Origin of the sequence: Ketobacter sp. GenoA1 (genome assembly GCF_003671475.1) — a bacterium.
Taxonomy (GTDB): Bacteria; Pseudomonadota; Gammaproteobacteria; order Pseudomonadales; family Ketobacteraceae; genus Ketobacter.
Genome location: NZ_RCHM01000020.1, coordinates 135,296 through 160,456 on the forward strand (window position 1 = coordinate 135,296; position 25,161 = coordinate 160,456).

Below are 25,161 nucleotides of genomic sequence, written 5' to 3' on the forward strand. Positions count from 1 at the left end.
TTACAATTGAGATTCAATGGGAAGCAAACCCATAAACCAGACACCAAGGTGTCGCCAACCGGACACCATGGGTTCGCTATCAAACACTTCCCTGGTGCCCGTATCCGTCCGTGCTGTCCACAACACATCACCCTCTTCCAGGCTCAGCTCATAAGCATTATGCGACAATGACGCCAGGATCTGTTTCTGTGCCAGGCTGGTAAACTGCGCACTGTCCAACAGAATGCCAATTTCGGTATTGATAAGAAACGAGCGGGGATCCAGGTTCATGGAGCCCACGAACGTGTAGCGACCATCAATAAAAAATGCTTTGGCATGGAGACTGGCTTTGGCCGAGCTGCCAATATATTGTCGTGGTTTATCTTCATTGCTTTGTTTTTTTCCGGAGCCATTCGCCACCTTAGGCCGCACCTCATATAGCCGGATACCCGCGCTCAACAACGCCTTGCGATACTTGGCGTAACCACTGTGCACTGCCCCCACGTCCGTGGCGGCCAACGAGTTGGTCACAATGGTAACCTGCACACCACGCTGCGCCAGCGACGTAAAGTAGTCTACACCTGCCTCACCCGGCACAAAATAAGGGGACACCAGCAACAAGCGGGAGGATACCCCGGCAAACACATCGGACAGTTGTGAGCGCAGGTAACGGGAATCGTCCACTTCCCCGGGCAGCGCCTTATCGGGATGATCGTACAGCACCTGCCCTGCTCCCCAAAACCAGTCCACCGCCCCCTTGTTTTTCACCAGATCGGATTCCAGCAGCCGCCCGCCATACTCATCCTGCCGGGTCTCTTCGATGAACGTCTTCATCTGCTCACGCACTGCATTCAATTCCATCCCGGTGAAGGTATGAGATGACAGGCTGCTGACCGCGTAACTGGCGCCATGATTCCAGTACTGGTCAAAGCCGTCCGACACCTGATCAACCACAGGCCCGATCACGGCCAGATCCAAATCAGCAAAGGCCACGTCGTTGTGGGCTGCAAAATATTCATTGCCGATATTGCGGCCACCCACAATGGCGATACTGTTATCCACGGTAAAGGATTTGTTGTGCATACGGCGATTGACCCGGCTGAACTCTGTCAACATGGACCAGAAGCGCTGCACCCGGTTCGAAAGGGGGTTGAACAACCGCACCTCCACATTGGGGTGCTGATCCAGCATCAGCAGGGATTCGTCCCCCAGCGGAGAACCCATGTCATCCAGCAATATACGCACACGCACCCCCCGGTCCGCCGCATCCAGCAGATACGCCGCCAGCAACCTGCCGGTTTTATCCCGATGCCAGATGTAATACTGCAGATCGATGGATTGCTCCGCCGCCTGCACTAACTGTAAGCGTGCCACCAGGGCATCCACACCGGTGGACAGGGGGTAAAATCCGCTGGCATCGCTCTGCCCCGCCCGCAGGGTAGCAACACCACGCCCCAAGCGGGTATCAGCGCCGTTGGGTAACGTGTAGCTCATGGTACGGCCGCTATTGTCCGGTAAGCTCTGGCAGCCACCAACCACCAGCAGGAACGCCATGGCCAGACCACGCTGGAATATCCTCACTGACGCCACTGCCCCTACCTCAAATGCCGTGCTCAGGCCCAATACCATCATGAAATGCAAACTCCCTGTCTAGCGCCACCGCTGGAGACCGATTAAACTGTGCCAATGAATAATAATTATAAATTGCTGTGGGGAGCCATCCTGCTGGCGCCTCTGCTTGCGTTCATTTTTTGGCTGGCCAAGGGTTTCCCCACCACGTTCGCATACACCCCCGGTACCAGGACACTGATACTGGCGCTGCTGCTGGTGCCCCTGTGTGAGGAAATTGTGTTTCGCGGGCTGCTGCAGAATGAATTAGCCAGCTACGGGCGCCTGCGCAAAACCATCGCCGGACTGAGCTGGGATAACCTGATCAGCAGTACCCTGTTTACCCTGGTGCATGCCCTGTATTTCGAGAACGCGCTGTGCTTGCTGATTGAGTTTCCTGCATTGATCTGCGGGTTCTTCTACAGTCGGCACCGGCGCCTGATCTACCCTATTCTGCTACACGCCTGGTACAACGCCAATGGCTTGTTCACATTTATGCTGATGTCGTAGCCGAACGCAGTAAAAATACCTGCTCCTGCGCGGGACACACGCCCTTGAGGCCACCGCTAACCGGTTCACTGGCCAGCCTTTGCAAGCTCATCCCGCGATAGAGTTGGCGTACTTCGGCTTCATTGACGCAAAATGGCGGCCCCGCCAGCTGGCTTTGATCGTAATCAAATGTGATGAGTAGCTGGGGCGCCCTGTTGCTGATCTCCAGCATATGCTCCGCGTATTGCGCCCTCATCTCCGGCGGCAGGGCCACCAGAGCAGCGCGATCATAGAGTGCATCCACCGCACCCAATAGGTTGGCAGAGAGCAAGAACACATCGCCTACAAACAGGTCCAGCTTAGTGCCCCGGGGACCGGAACCCTGATAGTGCAGCAATGCCTCATACTCAGTTACCCGGGGAATGATATTCAACTCGTTGAACAGCTGGTCTACCGCCACCGAACTCAACTCAGCCCCCACCACCGCAAAGCCCTGCTCCAGCAACCAGGCGATATCCCGTGTTTTGCCACACAACGGCAGAAACACCCGCTGCCCTGCTTGCAGGCCCAGCCGGTGGAAGTAGGCCAAGAGCATGGGGTTGGCTTCACTCATGTGAAAACCGATTTCATTGTCATGCCACTTTCGATGCCAGAATTCCGCGTCCATTATTCCCCCTGAACCCGCAACAATCCGAGGTCAATAAGAACGAAAATTCATGCAAACATCAAGTCATGGGACATCTTTCCGCCATTGCCCATGCTGAATTTAAAGTTTACTGCCGTCCGCGGCAAAATTCAGGCGCTGGGTATCACCCTCCTCATCCCGGATATCAACCCAACTCAGGGCGCCGCAGTCATGGTAGCCATAGCGATGCTCCAGCTCCACCTCGCCGTAGACCACTTTATGTACCAGAATCTGGCGGCCCTGCTTATCCTCACAGGCGCCGAAAAACGTATTGCGATTATCGATCTCAGCAGGATCCAGCTCACCCACCAACTTCAAAGGCAGTGATAATCCGCTGTAACTGAGAAAATAGCGATCATAGGTGATGGTGTCCGTCATCGGTTGCAGCTCCGGCCTCAGAAATATTCGCTGGCACACTGCACCAGGTTGCTACACCAAGTGGGCATTTCCCAACCGTCATGCCCCACGGTGGGCAACATCAGCTTGCGACGCAGGATGTCCCACTCCCGGTCATGGCGTCGACCGGCACGAATACTCCAGCCCCAGTGAATGGGCGCACACACGGGCACCCAGATTGCCGGTTCCGGCACGGACATCACCTGCTGCATAAAATAGCTGGTAAAGTGCTCCAGCACGGTCACACTGGTTACACCAATCCCTGCCACCTGTTCCGGGATAGGTTGATTGACGCTTTCATTGAACGCGTATTCCCGATCCGCGCCCTGCAGTTGCAACGGGGTCTCCTGACGTACCACCATTCGATCTTTGGTGTGCTGCAGATACAACACCGGCTCGCCCACCTCCCGCGTATCTGTAACGGTCAGGCTGGCACCGTTTTCCAACGTATAGAAGCGTTCCGACTCCACCAGGCGTATTTCTCCCAAACGGGCAGAGTGCGTGGCGGTGGTGAAACGGACATTGAATTCCGGCTGTAGAATCAAAAAATACTGACCACCAACCCGTTCCACCACCGGCCGGTTCAGGGTGGCGGATTCCAATTGAAACTCGTTCTCCACCACCGGCGAATAAAGCGGACTGTCGTTATCCCAGATGTAGTAGCCGGTATCCTCATGCACCGGCAGCACCTCGCCACGCTGTGCCGACAGACGATAACCACCAATCACCCCATGGATGTCCGCCAGATCAACCGCCGCAAGCTTACCCAGGGATAAGCACTGACCCCGTGCCACGGTGGCCGGACGGGTGATCACTTTGGATGTGGCACTGAATACTCGCAATGAAACAGACTGATTCATGATTTTTACAACACAATTCGTTAATGCTGGTTGGGAACATCATGATCTCCATAATCACAAACCGTGCCATTTATGAATTTACTTTCCTAAATCCATCAATGCGCAACACACCGGCCTTGCACGCGAGTGTGCACTTGCGCATTGTCGTGTTTGCAACAATGGGGGCGCCGATATTGTCCATAACGGCGGGGAATTGTCGAAAAGAGTTCATTTCTTCTGCTATCTGCAGATGCCTGCACGCAGGACGCGTACTGCACTGGCAGGTCTGTGCCATCGCCGGTCGGCAACCCACTAGCGCTCGCTGCTGGCCTGGTCCCATTGACTGCGATAGCCGTTCTTCACCATGTAGCCATACACTTTGTTGAACAGCTTGTGCATCCAGAATTCAATATCATCCACACCGGCCACCGATTTCCCCTGCTCATGATCTTCCACCGCCAGATCGGTCATCGCCCAGAAACCGGCAATGATTCGGTCGGCCAACTCAGCAGAGCCGATATCGAGATCACCGGACATAAACTGAACCAGTTCAGCATCACCTATCCGATTGGCATAGTGAATTGCCAGAATTTTCGCATTGGCAGAGGCAGCATTGTAATCAAGCATCTTTATAGGCCTCCAGGGTCAGGTCATTCATTACCGTCATATGTTGTGATATCCACTGCAGCTTTCTCACCAGATCACTGATGGGCATGTCCTTGGTGATGGTGAGCAGGTAATGTTCCGGGTTATCCGGATCCTGGACGAACGCCATATCCTTGGGTATCGATTCGCTGTTTTCCAGAATCCAGTAGGCGCAATTCACGTGGGTGCCTTTTTTCTGGAACTTACCCAGAAACTTTATGGTATCCACCGCGTGACGCATGCTGGCGGAAAAGGACAGGCCATGCTCATCGCTGGCCAACACCCAATTGGGATCTGCCGGTGACAGTTTATAGTCGCATTCCCGCACCCCCTGCTGGATCCCGCCCTTGCCATGATGACCCGGCTCATAAAGAGTGGGACTGTTGGGTTCGATCACAGTGCGAAACACAACCCCGAGATGGCTGCCTTCACGCTTGCGGTGCTCCTGGATCAGCAGGTCAATTTTCTGTTCCAGATTCTCCAGGGTCTTCAGCTGGTGAATAAACGGTATCTTTTTCTTTTTGCCCATAATGATGATGGCCTTGGTGAAAGAAGTGATTACTATACATCAGTGAGCGCCGCACCAAAATCGGACATCTTTCACAAAATCGAAACACCCAAGGTAAGACAAGGGAGAGCGCTCTGAATTCACCGGGAATATGCTAATGGGCAAGTTTGGCGGCGTAATTTTCGCGCATTAATTGAAACAACACCCGATTGGAGGCCTCCGCGTCCAGCGGGCAGCTGCTTACCCCGTAAAAATCGCACAACAATGACAGCTCATAGGTGCATTGGCCTTTACCGAGTTCATAGGCATTGACTGCATCGTTGCCGGCATCCAGGGCACGCTCCCAATGTTGATATAAGCAGGCCTCATAGTGATGATATAAAGGGCCGGAATTTCCCAGGCGCTCGGCATCGGCTTGGGCGGCCCGCGCCTGATACTGTTTGTACTGTTCCTGCAGGGACGCGCAGCTACTCAGCATCAAAACGCATAGCAAGGTGATTATTTTCATTGTATTAACCCGCAGCCTCACTCCATCGCTCATTGGCTTTACAGTATGGCAAGGAATCCCGGGTAATTCACCTTTATGTCGCCGCAGTGAACCCGCTATGTCTACAGCATATCCGTCAGCAATATGCCGATACCCAAACGCTCATTGCGATGGTTGTAGTCAATCAGGCTTTCACCGTAACCGTTAAAATACTGAATGACGCCGCGCAGGCGCCCCCATAGAGGAAAACTGGCGTCCAGCTGCACCGCGCCATAGTTAGGCCGGTTGAGATTGTTGCGCACCATCAGGGAAAACTCGTAATCGTTTTGCTCCCAGGTACCCATCAATTCAAAATAGCCCATGTATTTTTCAATGTCCGGGTTGTCGTCGCCACTGGCCTGTAGTGGTTCGTCTTTTTCATCCTCGGGAATGCGGTACCAGGGGCGAAATGAAATCAGATAGTTATCGCGGGCATAGTAATAGTTGACGAAGATCCGGTTCCAGCTGCGACTCAATAACTGACTGCGGCCATTGGATTCGTGCTCAATACCCACCGCCAGCGCCGTGTCGGCGTCCACCAGATTACTGGTTATGGGCATCAGGTAAAACAGTTCGGGGCGGTAGTTGGTTTCGCGAAACGGCGCCGAGATTTCGTGATTGTACACCTGCCAGAACGCCTTCAGGGTGAACGCAAAATAGATCGCATCATTCTGCACCAGCAGATCATCCTGATTGATGGGCACCTTCAAGCTGATCTGCAGTTTGGCTTCGGCATTGTCGATGCGTTCACCCGGGTACTCCAAAGAGTAGGGATCCTGATTGGGTTCATCCACGTAACTGTACGGCAAAATATAATTGGCGTTGTGAGGTGTGATGACGAAAGGGTTCCATCTGGTACGCTGCTCCATGGCCATACGTTCACGGGCGGCGGAATACTCCGGCTCAGGGATCTCACCCAGCTGGATACGGCATTGTTCTTCCAATTCACCGATGGTCAGGGTGATGGCCACGTTCTCCATGGATTGGTGCATGCAGTCGCGTACAGCGCCTTCGGATTCCGCCGATGCTGTATCCAATGTTGGTTGTTCCTGGGCCCAAACCAGGCCGGACATCAGCCCCAATGCCGCTGCCAGCCCTGTGCGCATACCCTGCATGCAATGCTCCTAATCGCCTTTGTATCGGAGCCCCGAAAGTACCCCGCCCAGCCAGCACATTTCAAGCAGAATCTGAAACTCCCCCTATACTGAATACTATGACGCAACCAAGAGAAATTGCGCCGGATCTCCAGGATGGTATTGACCGTAAGGTACTGAAAAAACTGAAGGAACGGTTCCTTGAGGTCAATCGTGGTCGACTGGAGCGTATGCTGTCCACCCTCAGCAGCCGCCACCGAATGTTCCTGGATTCTCTGCCGCTGCTATTGCACATCAATCACCCCTCGCTACCGGGCTATATGTCCGGGGGTACGCCCTGTGGGGTAAGCGGATTCACGCCGGACAAAGATCACCTGCGGGCTGCGCAATCCATCTCCCGATCCTTTGCCTACCGCAAAAGAGCACACGCCCAGGAACGCATCTTCAGCATCTTTCTGATGGGCAGCACCGGCACCGTCGCCCATTCGGATACCAGTGATATGGACATCTGGATCTGTTATGACCCGGGCCTGCTGCAGGAAGCCATTGATGAACTGCAGGACAAACTCACCGGCATCGAGCAATGGGCCGACAGTATCGGTTTGGAAGTGCATTTTTTCCTGATGGACCCCATCAAATTCCGCAACGGTGTGCGCAGCGATCTGTCCGGTGAGGACTGCGGCAGCGCGCAGCATTACCTGCTGCTGGATGAATTCTATCGCACCAGCATTATGGTGGCCGGTCGTTATCCGCTGTGGTGGATGATTCCCGCCTACGACGAAAAACGCTATCAGGATATTGCCGGCAACCTGTTGGATAAGCGCTTTCTGAAAAAGGACGATTGCGTGGATTTCGGCGGCATCTCCGATTTTCCTGCCGGTGAGTTCATCGGCGCCGGCATGTGGCAACTTTACAAAGGTATCGATTCACCTTACAAGTCCGTTATCAAGATTGTGCTGACTGAGGTGTATGCCAGCGAACACCCCAAGGTGGAGAGCCTCAGCATCGTCTATAAAAAAGCGGTGTACGCCGGGCGCCTGGATCTGGACGAGCTGGATCCCTATGTCATGCTGTATCGCAAAATCGAAGCCTATCTGAAGAGCCGCAACGAAACCAAGCGCCTGGAGTTGATACGCCATTGCTTTTACTTCAAGGTCAATGAAAGCCTGAGCCGTACACCCCGCTCCGGTGACAGCAATTGGCGCCGCAAACTGATGATGCGCCTGGTGATGGAATGGGGCTGGGATGAGCCCTACCTGAAGCAACTGGATAATCGCAAATTCTGGAAAGTAAACCGGGTCCGGGAGGAACGCCAGGAGCTGGTGCAGGAACTCAATCACAGCTACCGATTTCTCTCCGGCTTCGCCCGCGCCAACAATATTGAAGCGCTGATCAAACAGGAAGACATGAACATTCTGGGGCGTAAGCTGTATGCTGCATTTGAACGCAAAGGCGGCAAAATCGAACAGATCAATCCCGGCATTACCGCCACCCTGGTGGAGGATCATTTGTCGTTTCACTACATCCGTGATGTGGAACACGGCATCAATAACTACTGGGCGGTGTTCCCCGGTTACCTGAAAACCAAAGACGCCCGTGGGCGCGACCCGATTCGCAAAACCCGCAGCGTACTGGAGCTGATCGCCTGGTGTTATTTCAATGGCCTGCTGGACCAGGAAACCCGTTTATCGGTGGAAGCCAACGGTACCGATCTGACGGAACAGGAGTTGATTCAAACGGTACAATCGTTTTTTCAGATCTGCCCGGAAGGGGTTCCCTACGCGCCACAACAGAATTTCGAACACTCGGCCTACCCCACCAAGATCATTCTGTATGTGAATGCCGGTGTCGATCCCATGCGGCCGATGACCCAGAAAGGCATTCACCGGCTTTCCGATCAAAGTGATGCACTCAGTTACAGTGCCTTTCACCACAACCTGGCCATCACTGTGGACCAGGTGACGTTCAACAGTTGGGGGGAAATCATCTGCAGCCTGTATTCCGGTGAAAACGCACTGATCGACTGCCTGGTACATTATATGCGCCAGATCCCGCCGGACGGCTCGATTCCCCTGCCGCGACTGGAAGTGCGCTGCTATTGCCCAAGCCGGGCAGCTTCCATTGCCCATCGGGTGGAAGAACTGTTTCGCGACATCATTGCCTGTTACTACAGCGGTACGCGCGCCCTTAATACCCGCTACATACTGGAGATCGAACAATTTGTCTATATGCTGCAGTTCAAGCGCAACATGCCCTATGTGCGCGGCCTGCGCAGCCACCGCGAACTAATCGAATGCATGAGTGAAGTGCAGTCTGCCTACAGCCCGCTGGTGGTGGACCGCAATGCACTGAGCCGGCACCCATTGCGGGTGGTGGCCAAAATGGGGGTACCGGGCCGGATTCAGGTTTTTTATCAACGCAACGGCGAGAAGGCGGATATTTTTATTCACGACGAAAAAGGCTCGCTGTTCTTCACCCAAAAACAATACTTTGATGAAAAAACCGTGCTCAACCCCATCCGCCACTTTCTGGAGAATATTCAGTTGCGGCGCAGCACACTGGATCAGCGGGAAATGCCCACCAGCAAAGTGGCTTACTACGAAATCAGACGCAACAACCGGGGTGACATGCACACCGATCGTAAAACGTTTCCCCAGGTTGAACAGGAAGAGGGCACGCACAGCATCCAGGCCATTGCCCAAACCGGCACCTTCGGCGATGTGTTCTACACGGTTTACTGTGACAATCGCGAATTTTCCCAACTGGAATACGGCGATGCCCTGTTTGCCGCCGTGGCCGGCTACATCGCCTCCCTGCGCCGCAACCGGGAACGTTATCCCTGCTACATTACTGACCTGGATCTGAGTCAACTGGATCTGCAACTGGGGGAAGAGCTGCAGACGGTGCAGTATCTGCAGCACAAGGAAAAACTGGAAAGCGCCATCAATCAGGCATTGCGCATTCCCTAAGCCCCTGTCAGGCCCGCGCTCAGGCGGGATAAGGCAACAGGCCACCTGCGGCGGCCAGGCGCTTTTTCACCGCCGTCACCGATGGCCGCTCACTGAACTCACCATACCACCGCAGAATATGCGCGTAGGCGGTCAGGTCGATGGAAGTGGCTTCCTGGATCTGGAAATAGGCGTAGGCGATGGTATCGGCAATGGTCACCTCATCGCCGCAGAGAAAACGGTTCTGCTCCAGCACGGTATTCAGATAAGGCAATTGCTGACTGAGAAAACCGGCTGCCTCGTCAATGCTGGCCTGATCGGGTTCACGCCGGAAAAACCGCTGGCAAATGATTTCCTCCCAGAAGTACACCGCCAGCCAGCGCCCCACATGCAGCACCACCGTATCCACCATGGCGTCTATGCGGGCTGCCTTTAGCGGATCAGCAGAATACAGCCGATGATCGCTGATATTGGCCAGGTAACGGCAGATCGCGCCACTTTCGGTCAACAGATTTCCGTCATGGTCCAGCACCGGCACCTTGCCCAAAGGGTGCTTGGCCAGATAGTCCGGCGTTTTATTGTCGCCCTTGCCCAGTTCCACATTCACATACTCATAATCCAGCCCCAGCTCTTCCAAAGTCAGCAGTGCCTTGATCGGGTTGAAGGTATTGTATCCATATAGAGTGAACATGATGTGCTCCTTATAGTGGGGTTGTGATCAGTAGCGGGTTGTGATGAGTGGTGAATGCAGGTTATGATCTGACCATAGTACTTGCATAATGCAAGTAAAGTTACCGAGTATAATTGTATTATGCAAGTAAAAGTTGTGCGAGGGTGAATCCGCAATGGTGAGCAAGAAAGAACATCAGGCACACTCACATTGCCCCCTGGCACTGGGGCTGGATATTGTGGGCGATCACTGGACCCTGCTGATCGTGCGGGATCTGCTGTTCGGCAAACATGAATTCAAGGAGTTTCTGGAAAGCGACGAAGGCATCTCCAGCAACATTCTCAGTGATCGCCTGGCCCGCCTGCAGGCCCAGACCGTGGTGCAGTGGATACACCATCCACAGAGTAAAAAACGTAAACTTTACTACCTGACCGGCAAGGGCAAGGAGCTGATTCATGTGGTGGTGCCCCTGGTGCGCTGGTCCCTCAAACACCGCCAGGGGGAGGTGCAGATACCGGCACAGCGGGCCGCCGCCCTGCAACAGGGCCCCGAGCAGTTTATGCGGTCCACCCTTCAGGCTCTGGCAGAGTGGGAATCCGCGCATGGGATTGATGCAATGGGCACCCACACCCGGCTATAATAGGACAAATTTTTACCGGCTACGGAACCTCACATTTCCCATGGTTTTACCACGATTCTTCAATGGCCAGACGTTGCTGACGGTTGGCCTGATGGCGGCTGTCCTCAGTGGCTGCGGGCAAAAAGGCAAACTCTATATGCCTGATGAACCGCCACCCCACACTCTCAATCAGGCGGCAAACCAGGAAGATTGCCGCACCCCGGCCTGTGCCAGCGTGGTGGATGACAAAGAGCAGAAATCCCCTGAAGCCAAGGCAAGCGAGACCCCCGAGCCCCTCCCGGAAGAGACCCCTGAATGAGTGTTTTTGAATACCGTAACAATGCGCTGTTTGCTGAAAACCTGCCTGTAGACCAGATCGCCAAAGCAGTAGGCACCCCCTGTTATCTTTATTCCCGCAAGGCATTGGAAACCGCCTGGCAAGCCTTTGACCATGCCTTTGGCCAGCACCCGCATCTGGTGTGCTATGCCGTTAAAGCCAATTCCAACCTGGCCGTGCTCAATGTATTGGCAAAACTGGGGGCTGGCTTCGACATCGTCTCCCAGGGCGAACTGGAACGGGTTCTGCGGGCCGGTGGCGACCCGGCCAAGGTGGTGTTTTCCGGTGTCGGCAAGCTGCGCGAAGAAATGGTCAGGGCGCTGCAAGTGGGCGTGTACTGTTTTAACGTGGAATCGGAGGCAGAGCTGGAAATCCTGAGCCAGGTGGCGGTGGAGACAGGCAAGACCGCGGCCATCTCCCTGCGGGTCAACCCGGATGTGGACGCCCAGACCCATCCCTATATTTCCACCGGCCTCAAGCAAAACAAGTTCGGCATTGATATCGACCGCGCCATTGCAGTGTTCCAGCGGGCAGCGGAACTGCCCAACATCAAGGTCAGCGGCATTGACTGCCATATCGGCTCCCAGCTGACCACGGTCACGCCCTTTATGGACGCCATGGATCGACTGCTGGAACGCATCGACCAACTGGCGGCCAACGGCATTCACATCGAGCATGTGGATATCGGTGGTGGCCTGGGCGTACGTTACCGGGACGAGCAGCCACCGGCCCCCGCCGACTATGTGAGCGCACTGCTGGCCAAGCTGGGCGATCGCAAACTCAAGGTGGTGATGGAGCCCGGCCGGGCCATTGCCGCCAACGCCGGCATCATGGTGACCGAAGTGCAACTGTTGAAATCCACCGAAATCAAAAATTTTGTGGTGGTGGACGCCGCCATGAACGATATGATCCGCCCTTCACTCTACAGTGCCTGGCAGGACATCATTCCAGTGCAACCCACCCACCAGGGTGAGGCCGCGTTATGCGACGTGGTGGGCCCGGTATGCGAAACCGGTGACTTCCTGGGTAAGGATCGCGAACTGAACGTCAAAGCCGGTGATCTGCTGGCGGTCTGCTCCGCCGGCGCCTATGGATTCGTCATGAGTTCCAACTACAACACCCGCAATCGCGCCCCAGAAGTCATGGTGGATGATGACCGGTTTCACATCATTCGCCGCCGTGAAACCTATGAGGATCAATTTGCCCTGGAATCTCTGGTACCCTAGGGAAAAACAAGGGCCCGTTATGAAAATTGATTTCACCAAAATGCACGGTCTGGGCAATGATTTTATGGTCATCAACCAGGTGACCCAGAATATCCAGATCAACAGCGAGCAGATACGGCGGCTGGCGGATCGCCATACCGGTGTGGGCTTCGACCAGTTATTGATGGTATCGCCACCCAGCTCGCCGGATGTGGATTTCACCTACCGTATTTTCAATGCCGATGGCAGCGAAGTGGAACAGTGTGGCAATGGTGCCCGCTGCTTCGCCCGCTTTGTGCGGGAAAAGGGCCTCACCCACAAAGACGTCATTCCGGTGGAAACCAACACCGGTAAAATTGAGCTGTCCCTGGTGGGCAAAGATCTGGTGCGGGTGAACATGGGGGCTCCCATCTTTGAACCTGAGCAGATTCCCCTGCAGGCAGAAGGCCGCCAGAACCTGTACAAGTTCAACGTGGACAGTGATATTGTTGAGCTGGCCTGCGTTTCCATGGGCAATCCCCACGGCGTATTGCAGGTGTCGGACGTCAACACAGCGCCGGTGGCAAAACTGGGGCCCAAGCTGGAAACCCATCCCCGATTCACCAACAAGGCCAACATTGGTTTTTGTCAGGTTGTTGACCGCCAGACCATCCGTTTAAGGGTGTTTGAACGGGGCGTGGGTGAAACCCGGGCCTGCGGCACCGGCGCCTGCGCGGCAGCAGTTGTGTCAATTGCTGCTAATCTTGTGGATAGTAAAGTGAATGTATCCTTGCCCGGGGGCAGCCTGCTGATCGAATGGCAGGGGGAAAACCAACCGGTATTCATGACCGGGCCGGCCACCACCGTATACGATGGGACTGTGTATTTATGAGCGAAACCACTGCTGAACGACAACAACAAGAACGCAAAATCACGGCAGCGGACGTTGCCAATTACCTGCGGGAAAACCCGGGGTTTTTCCTGAACCGGCCGGATATTCTCTACGATATGGAACTGCCCCATGCCCAGGGCAGCGCCAGTTCCCTGCTGGAACGCCAGGCCAGCGTGCTGCGCAACCGCAATACCGAACTGCGCCACAAGCTCAATGATTTTGTCAGCATCGCCCGCGACAACGACAGACTGTTCAACCGTATCCGGGTTTTGGGCCTGGCATTGCTGGAGGCCGGCAACCTGGCGGAACTGAGCAGCCGCCTGCGACAGGTCCTGCTTAAGGAATTCAGACTGGATGAGGCCAATCTGTTTCTGTTTAAATCCAGCGCCGAAAGCGGACCGTTCAGCGTCACCAGCCAGAGTGATGTGCAGGCTGCCGTGGGCGGCCTGATGCGCGGTGATCGCATCATCTGTACCACTCTGCGGCAACGGGAAATGACGTTTCTGTTTCCCGGCTTTGAACACAGCGATGGCTCAGCCGCACTGATCCCGCTGCACTTCAACGGCGAGCTGGGGCTGTTGGCCCTGGGCAGTCACGATCCCAATCATTTCAACTCCAATATGGATACCACCTTTGCCCGCTACGTCGGCGACATCCTCAGCCGCCGCCTGTACCATTTTCTGAAGTAGGCGGGCATGCACACCCTGGCTGACAGCATTCAACGCTATCTGGATCACATCACCCGGCAGCGCATGCTATCAGCCAACACCGTTGCCGGCTACCGCCGCGATCTGCACTTGCTGCAACAATTCTGCGAACAACACCAACTGTCCGACCCGCAATACATCCAAGCGCACCATATTCGGCTATTGATTGCCGAGCGTCACCACAAAGGCAGCAAAAGCAAAACCCTGCAACGTTTGTTGGCCAGCATTCGCGGCCTGTTCGGTTTTCTCATTCAGCAGGGTGAATCCACCACCAACCCGGCCCAGAGCATTCGTCCGCCCAAAGGTGAAAAGAAACTGCCCCACACCCTGGACGTGGATCAGATGAATCAGTTGCTCAACTTTAATGACGATGACCCTCTGGCGGTTCGCGATCTGGCGATTCTGGAATTGTTTTATTCCTCCGGGTTACGGCTCAGCGAACTGCTCAATCTGGCATTGCCGGATTACGATCAACAGGACCACTGTGTGCGGGTGACCGGCAAAGGCAACAAGCAACGGCTGGTGCCGGTAGGGCGCAAGGCACAGACCGCCATTGACACCTGGCTGGGATTACGGGATCAATTCAATCCGCAAACCGACGCCCTGTTTATCAGCAAGCGGGGCACCAGGCTGCACCCATCCACCCTGCAAAAGCGCTTCAAACAATGGGGCATCAAACAGGGCATTGACCGCAACGTGCACCCCCACCTGTTACGCCACTCCTTTGCCAGCCACATGCTGGAGTCCAGCGGTGACCTGAGGGGTGTGCAGGAGCTGCTGGGCCATGCAGACATTTCCACAACGCAGATCTACACTCATCTGGACTTCCAGCATCTGGCCAAGGTCTACGATCAAACCCATCCCAGGGCGAAAAAGAAAGAGGAAAACTAGACCTGGCAGGGCTGTGATTAACGGGATAGGGTTTTATGCAGATCACCCAGCGCAACAATTTCCGCGGCCGCGCCAATATTGATGGCTTCCTTCGGCATACCGAACACCACGCAGGAAGCCTCATCCTGGGCGATGGTGCGGGCACCCATGTTACGCATTTCCAATAGCCCGCGGGCACCATCATCCCCCATCCCGGTCATGATGATGCCGGTGGCATTGCGCCCCGCATGCTTTGCCACGGATCGGAACAACACATCCACCGAGGGACAATGCCGATTCACCGCCGGCCCCCGGAATACTTTTGCCACATACTGAGCCCCGCTGCGCTGCACTTCCATATGGTATCCGCCGGGCGCAATCAGCGCATGCCCGGGCAGCACGCGGTCGCCGGTTTCCGCCTCCTTCACGTCGATCTCGGCCAGGCTGTTGATACGTTCGGCAAAGGCTGCGGTGAACTTTTCCGGCATGTGCTGCACCACCATAATACCGGGGCAGGTACGCGGCAGTTTGGTGAGCAAGACCTCTAATGCCTGGGTACCACCGGTAGAAGTACCAATGGCCACCAGGTACTCGGTGGTATGGGCCAGGTGCACCAGATCAGCAGTATCCCCTTTGCCGCTGGTTGCGATGGGCTGTTTTATCTCTGTACTGACCTTGGGTTTACGAACGTGGGCAGCCGCTGCGGCGCGGATAATCTGCCAAAATTGCTGTTTGGTGTCTTCCAGAAAGCCTTTTACGCCCAACTTGGGTTTGGTCACTACATCGATGGCACCGGCTGCCAGCGCCTGCACCGTCAGGGCTGCGCCCTTCTCCGCCAGCGAGGAACAGATCACCACCGGAGTGGGTCGCTCGCTCATGATCTGACGCAAAAAGGTCAGCCCATCCATGCGCGGCATTTCCATGTCCAGTACGATCACATCAGGCCACTGCTTCTGCATGTGCTGGCGGGCAAAAATCGGGTCCGACGCCACCGCGACCACCTGAATATCCCGCGCCTCATTCAGAATCGCCTGCAGTACCTGACGCACCACCGCCGAATCATCCACCACCAATACATTGATGGTCATAGTTTCTCTCCTTGATAGGGTACCGGATCCAGGTTCGTCACCTCCAGGGTGCCGCTGTCCAGGTCCAGTTGAATTTTGCGTCCTTTCAAGCCACCCATTTCCGTTTGTTTGGGTGACAGGAGATGCAGGCTCATCCACTTCATGGCCAGCGCCATATTGCTCTGTCCCACAGTATGATTTCCTGAAAACATCATGGCGCCGCCAAAGCATGAAACATGGTATTCCCGCAGTGGCGCCCGTTCGATCATCTCGCAATGCAAAAATTGAAGTGCGTCGACACCGTAACGGCCATTGGGAACCAACAGACCCTGATCAACCCGGGGGCGATTGGGCAGCAGATAATGACACATGCCGCCACAGCGCAGGATAGGATGCCAGACCGTGACAGCCACACAGGAGCCCAGCAAGGTTCTGATTACACCGGGTGCCTGGCCAAAGAACCATTCCCCGGGCTGTAACACAACGGTGGGGCCCGGCCCCATCAACCGGCCTCCACACGATAGATGGCGGGCAGCAGTTGCTTCAGTCTGGGGCTGATGCCTCGCAGGCTTTCCGAGTGGCCCACGAATAAATGGCCACCGGGATTCAGGTGCTCCACAATCCTCTGCACCACCTGTTTGCGGGTTTCGTTATCAAAATAAATCATCACATTGCGTAAAAACACCACGTCGAACATACCGATATCCGGCAGCGTGTAGTGCAACTCAATGCGCCGCAGCCGGACCCGGCTGCGTAGATCCGGATCTATACGCAAACTGCCCTCATGGGGGCCGATGCCGCGACGGCAAAAACGACGGCGATAGTCTGCCGGTATCTGATCCGTGCGCTGATCGACGTAAATGGCCCGGCGGGCCTTTTCAATCATCGATTGATTGATATCGCTGCCCAGCAGCTCCCAGCGTCCACTGCGCAGATCCGCCAACACCATGGCAATACTGTATAGCTCTTCGCCGCTGGAACAGGCCGCACTCCAGATGCGCACGCAATCCTGCAGTTTAAGCGCCGGCAACACGTGCTCGCGCAAATAGTCAAAATGCCGTGGTTCGCGAAAAAAGTAGGTTTCATTGGTGGTAATCAGTTCCAGTGCCCGGCACAACTCCGCTTCCTGTTCCGGCTGGTTGATCAGTTGGAAGTAACTGGTGTAGCTGCTGATGCCGCAGGCCCGCAATCGCTTCCACAGACGCGTGCCCACCAGGGTGATTTTCTGATCCGGCAGATGAATCCCCAGTTTCTGGGCAAACAATGCCTGATAAAGCTTGAACTCCTGTTCACTCAATGCCATTTCACTGGTTGCTGCCGTCATGGCTTTCACATCCTTATTAACTAATCGTAACCAACGAAATAACGATCCTCGTCATCCCCATGGGGGCTGATGATCTGTGCCCTGCTCTGCCTGGCAACCGACACAGGCTCCGGCTTGGCTACCGACTTATGGGGTTGCCGGGGCTGTGTCCGGCTTGGCTTACGGCGCGCTGTGACTACCTTGGCACGGCTTCGCCTTGCGGGCTTGGCATCGTATCCGGTGTGGCTTTTGCTTTCTGGTTTAGTTGCCTTTTTAGCCGCCTTTTTGGAACCGGCCTTGATCTGCGCTTTGCCTTGGGGTTGCAGCGGGATACTGGGTTTCGCTTCAGGCCGCGAATGACTGGCGCTGAAAAAACCAATGGACTGACGTAAACCCTGCACCTGCACCATCAGATCAGCAGCGGTAGTGGTTAACTGCCGCGAAGATTCGGCGGTTGCCTGCAAGGTCCTATTGATCTGGCCGACGGTGCCATTGATCTGCTGGCTGCCCTCAGCTTGCTCCTGCGAAGCCGCCGATATTTCCTGGATCAGCTGCGCAGTTTTATGGATGGAAGGCAGCATTTTATCCAACAGTTGACCTGCCAGATCAGACTGCCTGACACTGGCGGTTGCCTCCTCACTGATTTCATGAGCGGCCCGCTGGCAACGCTCCGCAAGCTTGCGCACTTCCAACGCCACCACCGCAAAGCCACGACCGTTTTCCCCCGCACGCCCCGCTTCGATGGCCGCATTCAGGGCCAACAGATTAGTCTGATAGGCGATATCGTTAATAATGCTGATGCGCTCGGCAATATTCTGCATGGCCTGAACCGTACCCAATACGGCTCTATTGCATTCCTCCACATCGGCGCTGGCCTGCCGGGCAATGGACTCCGTCAAACCAGCGTTTTGATTGTTGCTGGCAATCGAAGCTGACATATGCTCCATTGCCAACGAGGTGGTGTTTAGGCTGCCGGCCTGCTCTGCCACCCCATCGGCCAGCGATCCTGCCGTCTGATTTGCCTGATCCGCCACCATGGTCAATGCTTCAGTGGCCGCGCGCACTTGTCCGATTGACTGACGCCAGCGTTGCTGTACCAATACCAAACGCCCCAGCAAAGAGTTTTGACCAAATTCGACCCCGCCTTGCGCAGCGGTGATTCGGCCGCAGGCCATGTTGTCCAGCATTTCCATCGCAACGGCAGGCTCCCCGCCCAGGGTGTATTTCAGATCAAAATACAACAGCAGCATGGTTGCGCTGATCACCAACAACGCAACGGCTCCGGCCATCCACAGCTGCCCTGTCGCAATCAACTCCAACTGCAAACCGCCCACAACACTGGCCACCACCAGCAGCATAACCAAGGCGGCGGCCGTTACTTTGATTTTCACTCTCACGTTACGCAACATGATTTGCCCTGGAGGCAGCCTCACTGTTATTGCAGTTCTGTCTCAACCAAATGCGCCAATTCATTCACCGACAGGGCATTGGCAGCATCCAGCAGGACCACAAACTGATTATCCCGTTTGGCAATCCCATGAATAAATTCAGCCCGGATATTGGAACCAAACGAAGGTGCCTTCTCGATTTCCTGATGGGGGATTTCCACCACTTCACTGACGCCGTCCGCCAACAGACCCAGTACGTGATCCTGATCCTGTGCGTGTATTTCCACCACAATGATGCAGGTTCGACGTTGCACCTGAATCGGAGCCCGACCCAGCCGCACGGCAAGATCGATCACCGGCACCATTTCACCCCGCAGGTTGATGACACCGCTGAGAAAACTGGGCATCAATGGCACCTCAGTAACTCCGGTGTATTCCAGGATCTCACGTGTCTGCTCCAACTCGATGCCAAAGTACTCTTTGCCTATACGAAAGGTCAGAAACTGTTTGGCATTGGCGTTTTCACCCGCCGCATCGGCGTCATCAGCTACAATCTGCTGCACATTCATCGCTATTTCTCCTTCGCTGTTGAGCGAACCGTGGCGCGACTGAGCCTGTCTTCCACCCGTACGGCCAACTCGATCAACTGCGGTACATCGAGGATAAAGGCAATATCCCCTGTACCCAATAAACTGGAACCACCGACGCCCTGCAACGCCTGAAAGATCGGGCTCAGCGGTTTCACCACTGTCTGTACTTCCCCGAACAGATCCTCTACCACAATACCGGAGCGGGTTTCTCCAAACTGTACAACCACCAGTTTTTCCCGCACCACATCCAGCACCTGCTCTCTCTCCGGTAATGCAAAAATCTTGCTCAAGCGAATAAACGGAATCTGTTCGCCACGCAGATTAACGCATTCCCGGCCTTGATCCTGAGTCAGGGCATCCAGATCCATACACTCCAGCACGGTGTTCTGGGGGATAATGAAGTGGGTGTTACGGGAAGCCACATGGAAGCCGTCGATAATGGCCAGCGTCAACGGCAGGCGGATTCTGAGTCGGGTACCCTCACCGGGCACCGAATCAACATCCACGCTTCCCTGAAGCGAATCAATATTGCGCTTCACCACATCCATACCCACACCACGACCGGACAGGTCGGTAACTTTTTCCGCGGTGGATAAACCGGGGTGAAAAATCAATTGACTCAAATCGTGATTTGACAGATTGGCTGTGTCTTCGATCAAACCATTGGCAACCGCCTTTTGCCGAATGCGCTGCAGATCCAGTCCACCACCATCATCACTCACTTCAATCACAATAATACCGGCATCGTGGTAGGCAGACAGGCACAGGGTGCCGGTCGCTGATTTGCCTCGGCCCGTGCGCACCGCCTGCGCCTCGATACCATGATCGATGGCATTGCGTACAATGTGGGTCAACGGATCGGTGAGCTTTTCCACCATTGAACGATCCAGTTCGGTTTCAGCTCCCCGAATTTTCAGCTCAATGCTCTTGCCCAACTCCGCCGCGGTATCCCGCACCAGCCTGCGAAAGCGCTGGAAGGTATCGCCGATGGGCACCATGCGTAATGTCAGGGCAGCATCTCTGATATGCTCGGTAAACCCGCCCAGACTGGCAACCGCATCCAGTAGTGGCCCGTGTTCGGTTTGCGCTGCCAACAGATCAACCCGCTGCCGACTGATTACCAGTTCACCGATCAGATTGATCAGGTTATCGAGTTTTTCTGCATCAACCCGGACAAACCGACTCTCCTGTGCCGGGCGTTCTTTCAATTTTTTCTGTTTGTCCAGTGCCGCATCCACTACCTCCCGCGGCACTGTCTGCTTGCCGGTAAGGATCTCACCCAGCATTTGGGGGCTCGATTGCGAGGCAGCCTGAACGGTCTGTTCATCCAGCGCGCTGTCCAGATTCGCCTGAGTCAGCACGCCGCTTTTAATCAGGATCTCCCCCAGTTTCTGATTACTCTCGGGCAACGACTGAATCAAATTGATGTACTCACTGACCTTGGCAGTGGGCGGCAGAATTCGAATATCGGAGCCATCCTGCACAAAACAAAATGCCTCTTCGATAGCCGCACGATCCTGATCGGTTACCAGATCGATCTCGAACCCCAGGTACAGAATTTCAGGATCAAATTCTTCCATGGTTTGCGGTAAGCCGTCCGCCAGTGTGGCCAGCTGGACAATGTCGCCAATGCCGCTTAGAAAGCGGAAAAACGATAACGGGTCCATACCGTTTTGCAATACATCAGGACTGAGGCGGAGGGAAATATGCCAGGCACCTGAATCCCGGTCAGAATCTGCCTGCGATGTTCTACTTTGGTCCGCCGGTTCCTGCAACGCAATCACCTCACCTGCGAGCCAGGGCTGCAGTTGCTGCAACAACTCTTCACCTTTGTGCATTGTGTCGTGAGAGGTTTCGCGGCCGGCTTTAACGTCATTCAATAACGTCAGAATGTGATCCTTGCAATGCAGCATCAACCCCTGCAGACCAGCATCAATGACGATATCGCCGGCACGGGCCTTATCCAGTACATTTTCAACAAAATGGGTAAAGCCTACGATGGAATGCAGGCCAAAGAGCCCGGCAGACCCCTTTATGGTATGGGCAGCCCGAAAGATTTCATTCAGTGTTTCGCTGTCGGCCTGACCCTGCTCCAGACGCAACAGGGCCGATTCCATATAGTCCAGCAATTCATCGGCTTCGGCAAAAAAAGTCTGCAGCGCACTGTCCATGCTCATGGGTCTATCTCCTTCAGGTTCAGGGCTGCCTGACACCGCAGTAGTTGCAATATGCTGCCTGCACTTTCACTTACCTCGACGGTTTCAAGCTCACCGCCCTGTTGCTGTACCAGCCGCTGCAGCATCAGCAACAGCTGAACACCTGAGGTATCCAGCTCCTCCACCTGCTGCAGGTTTAACAATACTTTGCGATCCAGCCCTTTGTGGTTTTCCAGCAACAGGGATTTGGCGGATGCTGCCTCATAGATGGTGAGATCGCCGGATAATTTAATGGTGGTCTGTTTGGCGGTGGTGCGACGCTGAATATCCATGCTGAAACCAGCCTAAGGTGCGATCAGCATGGAAACCGCTTTCAACATCTGATCAGGCTGAAAGGGCTTTACGATCCAGGCTTTCGCCCCGGCCAACTGGCCTTCCTTTTTCTTATCGTCAGAACCTTCGGTGGTCAGCATGATCACCGGGGTGAACTTATAGCTCGGCATTTTTTTCATCTCCTTGACAAAGCTAATACCGTCCATAACCGGCATATTCACATCGGATACCACCAGATTGATTTTACGTCCATCCAGTTTGCCCAATGCATCCTGACCATTGACCGCCTCCACCACCTCATAACCGGCTCCTTTAAGCGCAATACTCACAACTTGCCGCAAGCTGGCAGAATCATCTACGATCATGATGGTTTTCGCCATCGTTCACTCCTTAAAAAAATGTGATGGAAGAATCCGCCGGGCCCTGCTGCGCATCGGCACCTTTATGCACGGCAACTTGTTCCAGGGTGGTGTAGGTGCTCTCAATGGTTTGCAACCAGCCGGCCACGTCCAACAACGGTACCTCATCCCCCTGCAGTAACGCCTGCTGGTGTTCATGCAAGGTCCGACTCAGTTTATCCATATCCGTCATGACGTGTTCCAGGATCTGGCTAACCCGATCCTGAAACTGCAGCGCCACCAATACCTCACCTACATTGCTGCGCACCTGGCTGCTCTCTTGTTCCAATACCTGCGACGATTCGACCAGCTGCGTGCCTGCGTTATGAAATCGTTGCAACACCTCACCGATGGTACGCTCAGCTTGTTGCAGAATTTCCGATTCTTTTTCCGCAAACTGCGTCGCAGTGGCCAGTGTGCTTTCCAATGATTGATTGACCTGCTCAATACGCTGGGTAATGCGGGAACCGGTTTCACCGGAGCGATTGGACAGGGTACGGACCTCATCCGCCACCACCGCAAACCCACGCCCCTGCTCACCGGCACGGGCCGCCTCAATAGCGGCATTCAAGGCCAACAGATTGGTTTGCGATGCGATTCCCGCCACTTCATCGCCCATGGCCCGCAACTCGTCGGTGATTTGCGATAGTTTGCTGATCTCACCCAGCATCTCATCACGGCTTTCAATGGTGGAACGCAAATTCACAACGATCTGATTCAACACCTGATCGGCCGATTCGATAATCTGGCTCAATCCCTCCTGACCGCTCATACCACTGGCAGTCTGGCGGGAGGTTTCAATGGCTACCTGCAATCGATCATGAATATCGGAAAAACGCTGACTGAGATCCGTCATACCTTGTTCAGTCTGGGTGCGGGCCAAACCGGTTTGACGATTCCACAGGGGTACCAGATCCGTCAACAGCGCCAAGTAGTTGGTCAGTAGCGTCGCCTCTTCGTTCAGGGTTTTCTGCGTCGATTGTTCCGCCGCAGCCCTGGTTTCAAGGTCACGCAATTGCCGGCCCATTTTCCAGGCCGCCCACAGTGCCACCACCATGGCGATGATCGCCACCATCAACAACAGTAGCGCTGTGGTACCCACTTGCTGAGATGACAACGCCAGGCCAATACTGGCACAGACTGCCACTGCCAATGCGCCGGCCACGATCCCATACCACCGCTTCATGAAATCACCTTGTTCTCATACCCATGGTTCAAGCCACATCCTGGTCGGCTTCATCATTATCCGGGGATTCTGCCTGCACCTTGAAAAAATCCATCAGTTGCTGCAGATGTCGCGCCTGACCGCTCATTTCTTCCGACGTGGCCGCCAGTTCTTCCGAGGCGGCGGCATTTTGCTGGGTAATCTGGCTCATTTGATTCATGGCCGAATTCACCTGCCCCAGACCACCGGATTGCTCAATAGACGCGGCAGCGATTTCCTGCACCAGGTCTGAAGTCTTGGTGATGGCCGGCACCATTTCATTGAGCAGCTGACCAGCACGTTCCGCCAGTTGCACATTGCTGCCCGCCACGTCGCCGATTTCCTGTGCCGCAACCCGGCTGCGTTCCGCCAGCTTGCGCACTTCGTCCGCGACCACAGCAAAGCCCTTGCCATACTGGCCGGCACGGCCCGCTTCAATGGCGGCGTTCAGGGCCAACAAATTAGTCTGGTAGGCGATGTCGTCGATGATGCTGATCTTCTCTGCGATCTGCTTCATGGCATCCACGGTCTGCCGTACCGCCTCGCCACCTTCAGATGCCTGCTGGGCAGCCTGGGATGCCATGCTGTCGGTGACTTTTGCGTTGTCGGCATTCTGATCCACCGAGGCAGACATTTCCTCCACCGAGGAACTGATCTGCTCCACACTGGCGGCTTGTTCGGTGGTGGCCTGACTCACGCTTTGCGCAGTGGAAGACACCTGTGACGATGCATTGGTGAGGGAATCTGAGGTGGCCAGGATATTGTTCACCGTATCGGACAACCGGTCCATGGTGTCATCCATGGCATTCAACAACACGCCGAATTCATCTTTACGTCGGGCGTGGGCGCGAAACGTGAGATCACCCTGGGCCAGTTGCTGTACCACCGTCAATACTACTTGCAGTGGGCTGGTGATACTGCGCAGCAGAACGAAGGACAGGAAAACAGCCGCCAACACTACTCCCACCACCGACCAGGTCAAAGTGGTTTGGGTAACATCGTAGTTCGCTGTGGCGGCATCATGTTTTTGCGAAAGCATTGCTTCCAACCGTTCCTGCATCTGGTCCAATACACCGCGCATGGCTTCAAACTTATCCGCGCCGGGGCCAATACTCATTTGCAACGCCTGTCGACGCTCCGCCTGATTACTGGATTGCGCGAGCCGTACAATTTCATTGCTGCTGGCTTCCCATTCATCCCGCAGTTTGGCGTACACCGCCATCAGCTCCGTAATTTTTTCATCGGGCAGCAGTTGATAGAACTTATCCACCCGATCCCGCGCCTGTTGCATGTTTTCCGCGTGATCATTCAGTAGGTTAGCGAAATCCTCACTGCCGGGGGGCATGGAATGGAGCGTCCTCTCAGCCACCAGTGCCTGCTGCAGGTCACGGTCCGCTGAATAAAGGGTACTGGTACCCGGCACGTAGTTGGCGTGAATCAACTCCGTGGTCATGTGCTCATCTTTGAAGGCGGACATCACAAACATGGTGAGGGCAACCAATGTGATGACCACGATTCCGATTCCACCGCTTAGGCGCTTGGCGACGGATATATTGAGTAGCATGCTTATCTCCTTGAGCAGGTGGACAAAATAATCCTTCTCCCAACTAATAAACTGTAGACAGGAAGTAAATTTTTGGCCAACTGCAACGCAGCCGTGATCGCTTCCTGCTGATGGAAGGAACACCTGCCGATATGGCCTGAAATCATTAACCCTTTGATTTAT

27 protein-coding genes are annotated in these 25,161 nt (G+C 54.9%); 8 read left to right on the forward strand and 19 right to left on the reverse strand.

Annotated features, from left to right (window positions below; all coding sequences use genetic code 11):
* A complete protein-coding gene (locus D9N13_RS06615; RefSeq protein WP_290587477.1) occupies nt 1–1,611 on the reverse strand; it encodes a phospholipase D family protein in 1,611 nt (536 codons plus the stop codon).
* Nucleotides 1,612–1,665: 54 nt separating this feature from the next.
* Here D9N13_RS06615 and mrtJ point away from each other — a divergent pair, with 54 nt between their 5' ends.
* Complete coding sequence (gene mrtJ, locus D9N13_RS06620) at nt 1,666–2,097, forward strand: JDVT-CTERM system glutamic-type intramembrane protease MrtJ (protein WP_290587479.1); 432 nt, start codon at nt 1,666–1,668, stop codon at nt 2,095–2,097.
* Here mrtJ and tmpT read toward each other — a convergent pair.
* The 7 genes from tmpT to D9N13_RS06655 all read right to left on the reverse strand — a co-directional run bounded on the left by tmpT (nt 2,081) and on the right by D9N13_RS06655 (nt 6,790).
* A complete protein-coding gene (tmpT, locus tag D9N13_RS06625) occupies nt 2,081–2,743 on the reverse strand; it encodes a thiopurine S-methyltransferase (protein WP_290587481.1) in 663 nt (220 codons plus the stop codon). The genes mrtJ and tmpT overlap by 17 nt on opposite strands.
* A 99-nt stretch (nt 2,744–2,842) precedes the next feature.
* Complete coding sequence (locus D9N13_RS06630) at nt 2,843–3,139, reverse strand: DUF6156 family protein (protein WP_290587484.1); 297 nt, start codon at nt 3,137–3,139, stop codon at nt 2,843–2,845.
* 17 nt (nt 3,140–3,156) lie between these two features.
* Nucleotides 3,157–4,017, reverse strand: a complete 861-nt coding sequence (locus D9N13_RS06635; protein WP_290587486.1) for a hypothetical protein — start codon at nt 4,015–4,017, stop codon at nt 3,157–3,159.
* A gap of 291 nt (nt 4,018–4,308) precedes the next feature.
* The gene (locus D9N13_RS06640; RefSeq protein WP_290587488.1) at nt 4,309–4,623 is read right to left on the reverse strand and encodes a hypothetical protein; all 315 of its coding nucleotides are present in this window, start codon (nt 4,621–4,623) and stop codon (nt 4,309–4,311) included.
* Nucleotides 4,616–5,170: a hypothetical protein gene (locus tag D9N13_RS06645; RefSeq protein ID WP_290587490.1), complete on the reverse strand. Its 555-nt coding sequence runs from the start codon at nt 5,168–5,170 to the stop codon at nt 4,616–4,618. Before D9N13_RS06645 ends, D9N13_RS06640 begins: the two co-directional genes overlap by 8 nt.
* A gap of 133 nt (nt 5,171–5,303) precedes the next feature.
* Nucleotides 5,304–5,627 (reverse strand): hypothetical protein, encoded by a 324-nt coding sequence (locus D9N13_RS06650; protein ID WP_290587492.1) that lies wholly within the window; start codon nt 5,625–5,627, stop codon nt 5,304–5,306.
* Nucleotides 5,628–5,758: 131 nt separating this feature from the next.
* Nucleotides 5,759–6,790 (reverse strand): phospholipase A, encoded by a 1,032-nt coding sequence (locus D9N13_RS06655; protein ID WP_290587494.1) that lies wholly within the window; start codon nt 6,788–6,790, stop codon nt 5,759–5,761.
* 98 nt (nt 6,791–6,888) lie between these two features.
* Between D9N13_RS06655 and D9N13_RS06660 the strand changes: the two genes are divergently transcribed.
* On the forward strand, nt 6,889–9,738 hold the full coding sequence (locus D9N13_RS06660; protein ID WP_290587496.1) for a class I adenylate cyclase: 2,850 nt from the start codon (nt 6,889–6,891) through the stop codon (nt 9,736–9,738).
* Nucleotides 9,739–9,757: 19 nt separating this feature from the next.
* On the opposite strand, the gene D9N13_RS06665 is transcribed toward D9N13_RS06660, so the two are convergent.
* Complete coding sequence (locus D9N13_RS06665) at nt 9,758–10,408, reverse strand: glutathione S-transferase family protein (protein ID WP_290587498.1); 651 nt, start codon at nt 10,406–10,408, stop codon at nt 9,758–9,760.
* A gap of 154 nt (nt 10,409–10,562) precedes the next feature.
* Between D9N13_RS06665 and D9N13_RS06670 the strand changes: the two genes are divergently transcribed.
* The 6 genes from D9N13_RS06670 to xerC are packed head-to-tail and all read left to right on the forward strand — an operon-like array spanning nt 10,563 to nt 15,017.
* Nucleotides 10,563–11,027 (forward strand): winged helix-turn-helix transcriptional regulator, encoded by a 465-nt coding sequence (locus D9N13_RS06670; protein ID WP_290587500.1) that lies wholly within the window; start codon nt 10,563–10,565, stop codon nt 11,025–11,027.
* Between the two features lie 40 nt (nt 11,028–11,067).
* Nucleotides 11,068–11,325, forward strand: coding sequence for an LPS translocon maturation chaperone LptM (gene lptM / locus D9N13_RS06675; RefSeq protein WP_290587501.1), 258 nt, complete (start codon nt 11,068–11,070; stop codon nt 11,323–11,325).
* Entirely contained in the window at nt 11,322–12,569 is a 1,248-nt protein-coding gene (gene lysA, locus D9N13_RS06680) for a diaminopimelate decarboxylase (protein WP_290587502.1), read from the forward strand. Before lptM ends, lysA begins: the two co-directional genes overlap by 4 nt.
* 19 nt (nt 12,570–12,588) lie before the next feature.
* Complete coding sequence (gene dapF / locus D9N13_RS06685; protein WP_317622471.1) at nt 12,589–13,419, forward strand: diaminopimelate epimerase; 831 nt, start codon at nt 12,589–12,591, stop codon at nt 13,417–13,419.
* Nucleotides 13,416–14,108, forward strand: coding sequence for a DUF484 family protein (locus tag D9N13_RS06690; RefSeq protein WP_290587504.1), 693 nt, complete (start codon nt 13,416–13,418; stop codon nt 14,106–14,108). Before dapF ends, D9N13_RS06690 begins: the two co-directional genes overlap by 4 nt.
* Nucleotides 14,109–14,114: 6 nt before the next feature.
* A complete protein-coding gene (xerC, locus tag D9N13_RS06695; RefSeq protein WP_290587506.1) occupies nt 14,115–15,017 on the forward strand; it encodes a tyrosine recombinase XerC in 903 nt (300 codons plus the stop codon).
* Nucleotides 15,018–15,034: 17 nt separating this feature from the next.
* Here xerC and D9N13_RS06700 read toward each other — a convergent pair whose 3' ends face one another.
* The 10 genes from D9N13_RS06700 to D9N13_RS06745 are packed head-to-tail and all read right to left on the reverse strand — an operon-like array spanning nt 15,035 to nt 24,999.
* Entirely contained in the window at nt 15,035–16,084 is a 1,050-nt protein-coding gene (locus D9N13_RS06700) for a chemotaxis response regulator protein-glutamate methylesterase (protein WP_290587508.1), read from the reverse strand.
* On the reverse strand, nt 16,081–16,566 hold the full coding sequence (locus D9N13_RS06705) for a chemotaxis protein CheD (RefSeq protein WP_290587510.1): 486 nt from the start codon (nt 16,564–16,566) through the stop codon (nt 16,081–16,083). The genes D9N13_RS06700 and D9N13_RS06705 overlap by 4 nt, the downstream gene beginning before the upstream one ends.
* Nucleotides 16,566–17,387, reverse strand: coding sequence for a CheR family methyltransferase (locus tag D9N13_RS06710; RefSeq protein WP_290587512.1), 822 nt, complete (start codon nt 17,385–17,387; stop codon nt 16,566–16,568). The genes D9N13_RS06705 and D9N13_RS06710 overlap by 1 nt, the downstream gene beginning before the upstream one ends.
* Nucleotides 17,388–17,407: 20 nt before the next feature.
* On the reverse strand, nt 17,408–18,775 hold the full coding sequence (locus D9N13_RS06715) for a methyl-accepting chemotaxis protein (protein ID WP_290587514.1): 1,368 nt from the start codon (nt 18,773–18,775) through the stop codon (nt 17,408–17,410).
* A 26-nt stretch (nt 18,776–18,801) separates the two neighbouring features.
* Complete coding sequence (locus D9N13_RS06720) at nt 18,802–19,323, reverse strand: chemotaxis protein CheW (RefSeq protein ID WP_290587515.1); 522 nt, start codon at nt 19,321–19,323, stop codon at nt 18,802–18,804.
* A 2-nt stretch (nt 19,324–19,325) separates the two neighbouring features.
* Complete coding sequence (locus D9N13_RS06725; RefSeq protein ID WP_290587518.1) at nt 19,326–21,521, reverse strand: chemotaxis protein CheA; 2,196 nt, start codon at nt 21,519–21,521, stop codon at nt 19,326–19,328.
* Nucleotides 21,518–21,832, reverse strand: a complete 315-nt coding sequence (locus tag D9N13_RS06730) for a lipid asymmetry maintenance protein MlaB (RefSeq protein ID WP_290587520.1) — start codon at nt 21,830–21,832, stop codon at nt 21,518–21,520. The genes D9N13_RS06725 and D9N13_RS06730 overlap by 4 nt, the downstream gene beginning before the upstream one ends.
* Before the next feature lie 12 nt (nt 21,833–21,844).
* Nucleotides 21,845–22,213: a response regulator gene (locus tag D9N13_RS06735; protein ID WP_290587522.1), complete on the reverse strand. Its 369-nt coding sequence runs from the start codon at nt 22,211–22,213 to the stop codon at nt 21,845–21,847.
* Nucleotides 22,214–22,223: 10 nt separating this feature from the next.
* A complete protein-coding gene (locus tag D9N13_RS06740) occupies nt 22,224–23,417 on the reverse strand; it encodes a methyl-accepting chemotaxis protein (RefSeq protein WP_290587524.1) in 1,194 nt (397 codons plus the stop codon).
* A 28-nt stretch (nt 23,418–23,445) separates the two neighbouring features.
* Nucleotides 23,446–24,999, reverse strand: coding sequence for a methyl-accepting chemotaxis protein (locus D9N13_RS06745; protein ID WP_290587526.1), 1,554 nt, complete (start codon nt 24,997–24,999; stop codon nt 23,446–23,448).
* Between the last annotated feature and the right edge of the window lie 162 nt (nt 25,000–25,161).

Bases quoted from the DNA above. Each gene is read 5' to 3' on its own strand.
- D9N13_RS06705 (WP_290587510.1), bottom strand. From the start codon at position 16,566: ATGGGGCCGGGCCCCACCGTTGTGTTACAGCCCGGGGAATGGTTCTTT.
- xerC (WP_290587506.1), top strand. From the start codon at position 14,115: ATGCACACCCTGGCTGACAGCATTCAACGCTATCTGGATCACATCACC.
- D9N13_RS06700 (WP_290587508.1), bottom strand. From the start codon at position 16,084: ATGACCATCAATGTATTGGTGGTGGATGATTCGGCGGTGGTGCGTCAG.
- D9N13_RS06660 (WP_290587496.1), top strand. From the start codon at position 6,889: ATGACGCAACCAAGAGAAATTGCGCCGGATCTCCAGGATGGTATTGAC.
- D9N13_RS06630 (WP_290587484.1), bottom strand. From the start codon at position 3,139: ATGACGGACACCATCACCTATGATCGCTATTTTCTCAGTTACAGCGGA.
- D9N13_RS06720 (WP_290587515.1), bottom strand. From the start codon at position 19,323: ATGAATGTGCAGCAGATTGTAGCTGATGACGCCGATGCGGCGGGTGAA.
- D9N13_RS06715 (WP_290587514.1), bottom strand. From the start codon at position 18,775: ATGTTGCGTAACGTGAGAGTGAAAATCAAAGTAACGGCCGCCGCCTTG.
- D9N13_RS06645 (WP_290587490.1), bottom strand. From the start codon at position 5,170: ATGGGCAAAAAGAAAAAGATACCGTTTATTCACCAGCTGAAGACCCTG.
- D9N13_RS06655 (WP_290587494.1), bottom strand. From the start codon at position 6,790: ATGCAGGGTATGCGCACAGGGCTGGCAGCGGCATTGGGGCTGATGTCC.
- D9N13_RS06670 (WP_290587500.1), top strand. From the start codon at position 10,563: ATGGTGAGCAAGAAAGAACATCAGGCACACTCACATTGCCCCCTGGCA.
- D9N13_RS06740 (WP_290587524.1), bottom strand. From the start codon at position 23,417: ATGAAGCGGTGGTATGGGATCGTGGCCGGCGCATTGGCAGTGGCAGTC.
- D9N13_RS06745 (WP_290587526.1), bottom strand. From the start codon at position 24,999: ATGCTACTCAATATATCCGTCGCCAAGCGCCTAAGCGGTGGAATCGGA.
- lptM (WP_290587501.1), top strand. From the start codon at position 11,068: ATGGTTTTACCACGATTCTTCAATGGCCAGACGTTGCTGACGGTTGGC.
- mrtJ (WP_290587479.1), top strand. From the start codon at position 1,666: ATGAATAATAATTATAAATTGCTGTGGGGAGCCATCCTGCTGGCGCCT.
- D9N13_RS06710 (WP_290587512.1), bottom strand. From the start codon at position 17,387: ATGACGGCAGCAACCAGTGAAATGGCATTGAGTGAACAGGAGTTCAAG.
- D9N13_RS06635 (WP_290587486.1), bottom strand. From the start codon at position 4,017: ATGAATCAGTCTGTTTCATTGCGAGTATTCAGTGCCACATCCAAAGTG.
- D9N13_RS06735 (WP_290587522.1), bottom strand. From the start codon at position 22,213: ATGGCGAAAACCATCATGATCGTAGATGATTCTGCCAGCTTGCGGCAA.
- D9N13_RS06640 (WP_290587488.1), bottom strand. From the start codon at position 4,623: ATGCTTGATTACAATGCTGCCTCTGCCAATGCGAAAATTCTGGCAATT.
- D9N13_RS06725 (WP_290587518.1), bottom strand. From the start codon at position 21,521: ATGAGCATGGACAGTGCGCTGCAGACTTTTTTTGCCGAAGCCGATGAA.
- D9N13_RS06665 (WP_290587498.1), bottom strand. From the start codon at position 10,408: ATGTTCACTCTATATGGATACAATACCTTCAACCCGATCAAGGCACTG.
- dapF (WP_317622471.1), top strand. From the start codon at position 12,589: ATGAAAATTGATTTCACCAAAATGCACGGTCTGGGCAATGATTTTATG.
- D9N13_RS06730 (WP_290587520.1), bottom strand. From the start codon at position 21,832: ATGGATATTCAGCGTCGCACCACCGCCAAACAGACCACCATTAAATTA.
- D9N13_RS06650 (WP_290587492.1), bottom strand. From the start codon at position 5,627: ATGCTGAGTAGCTGCGCGTCCCTGCAGGAACAGTACAAACAGTATCAG.
- lysA (WP_290587502.1), top strand. From the start codon at position 11,322: ATGAGTGTTTTTGAATACCGTAACAATGCGCTGTTTGCTGAAAACCTG.
- D9N13_RS06690 (WP_290587504.1), top strand. From the start codon at position 13,416: ATGAGCGAAACCACTGCTGAACGACAACAACAAGAACGCAAAATCACG.
- tmpT (WP_290587481.1), bottom strand. From the start codon at position 2,743: ATGGACGCGGAATTCTGGCATCGAAAGTGGCATGACAATGAAATCGGT.
- D9N13_RS06615 (WP_290587477.1), bottom strand. From the start codon at position 1,611: ATGATGGTATTGGGCCTGAGCACGGCATTTGAGGTAGGGGCAGTGGCG.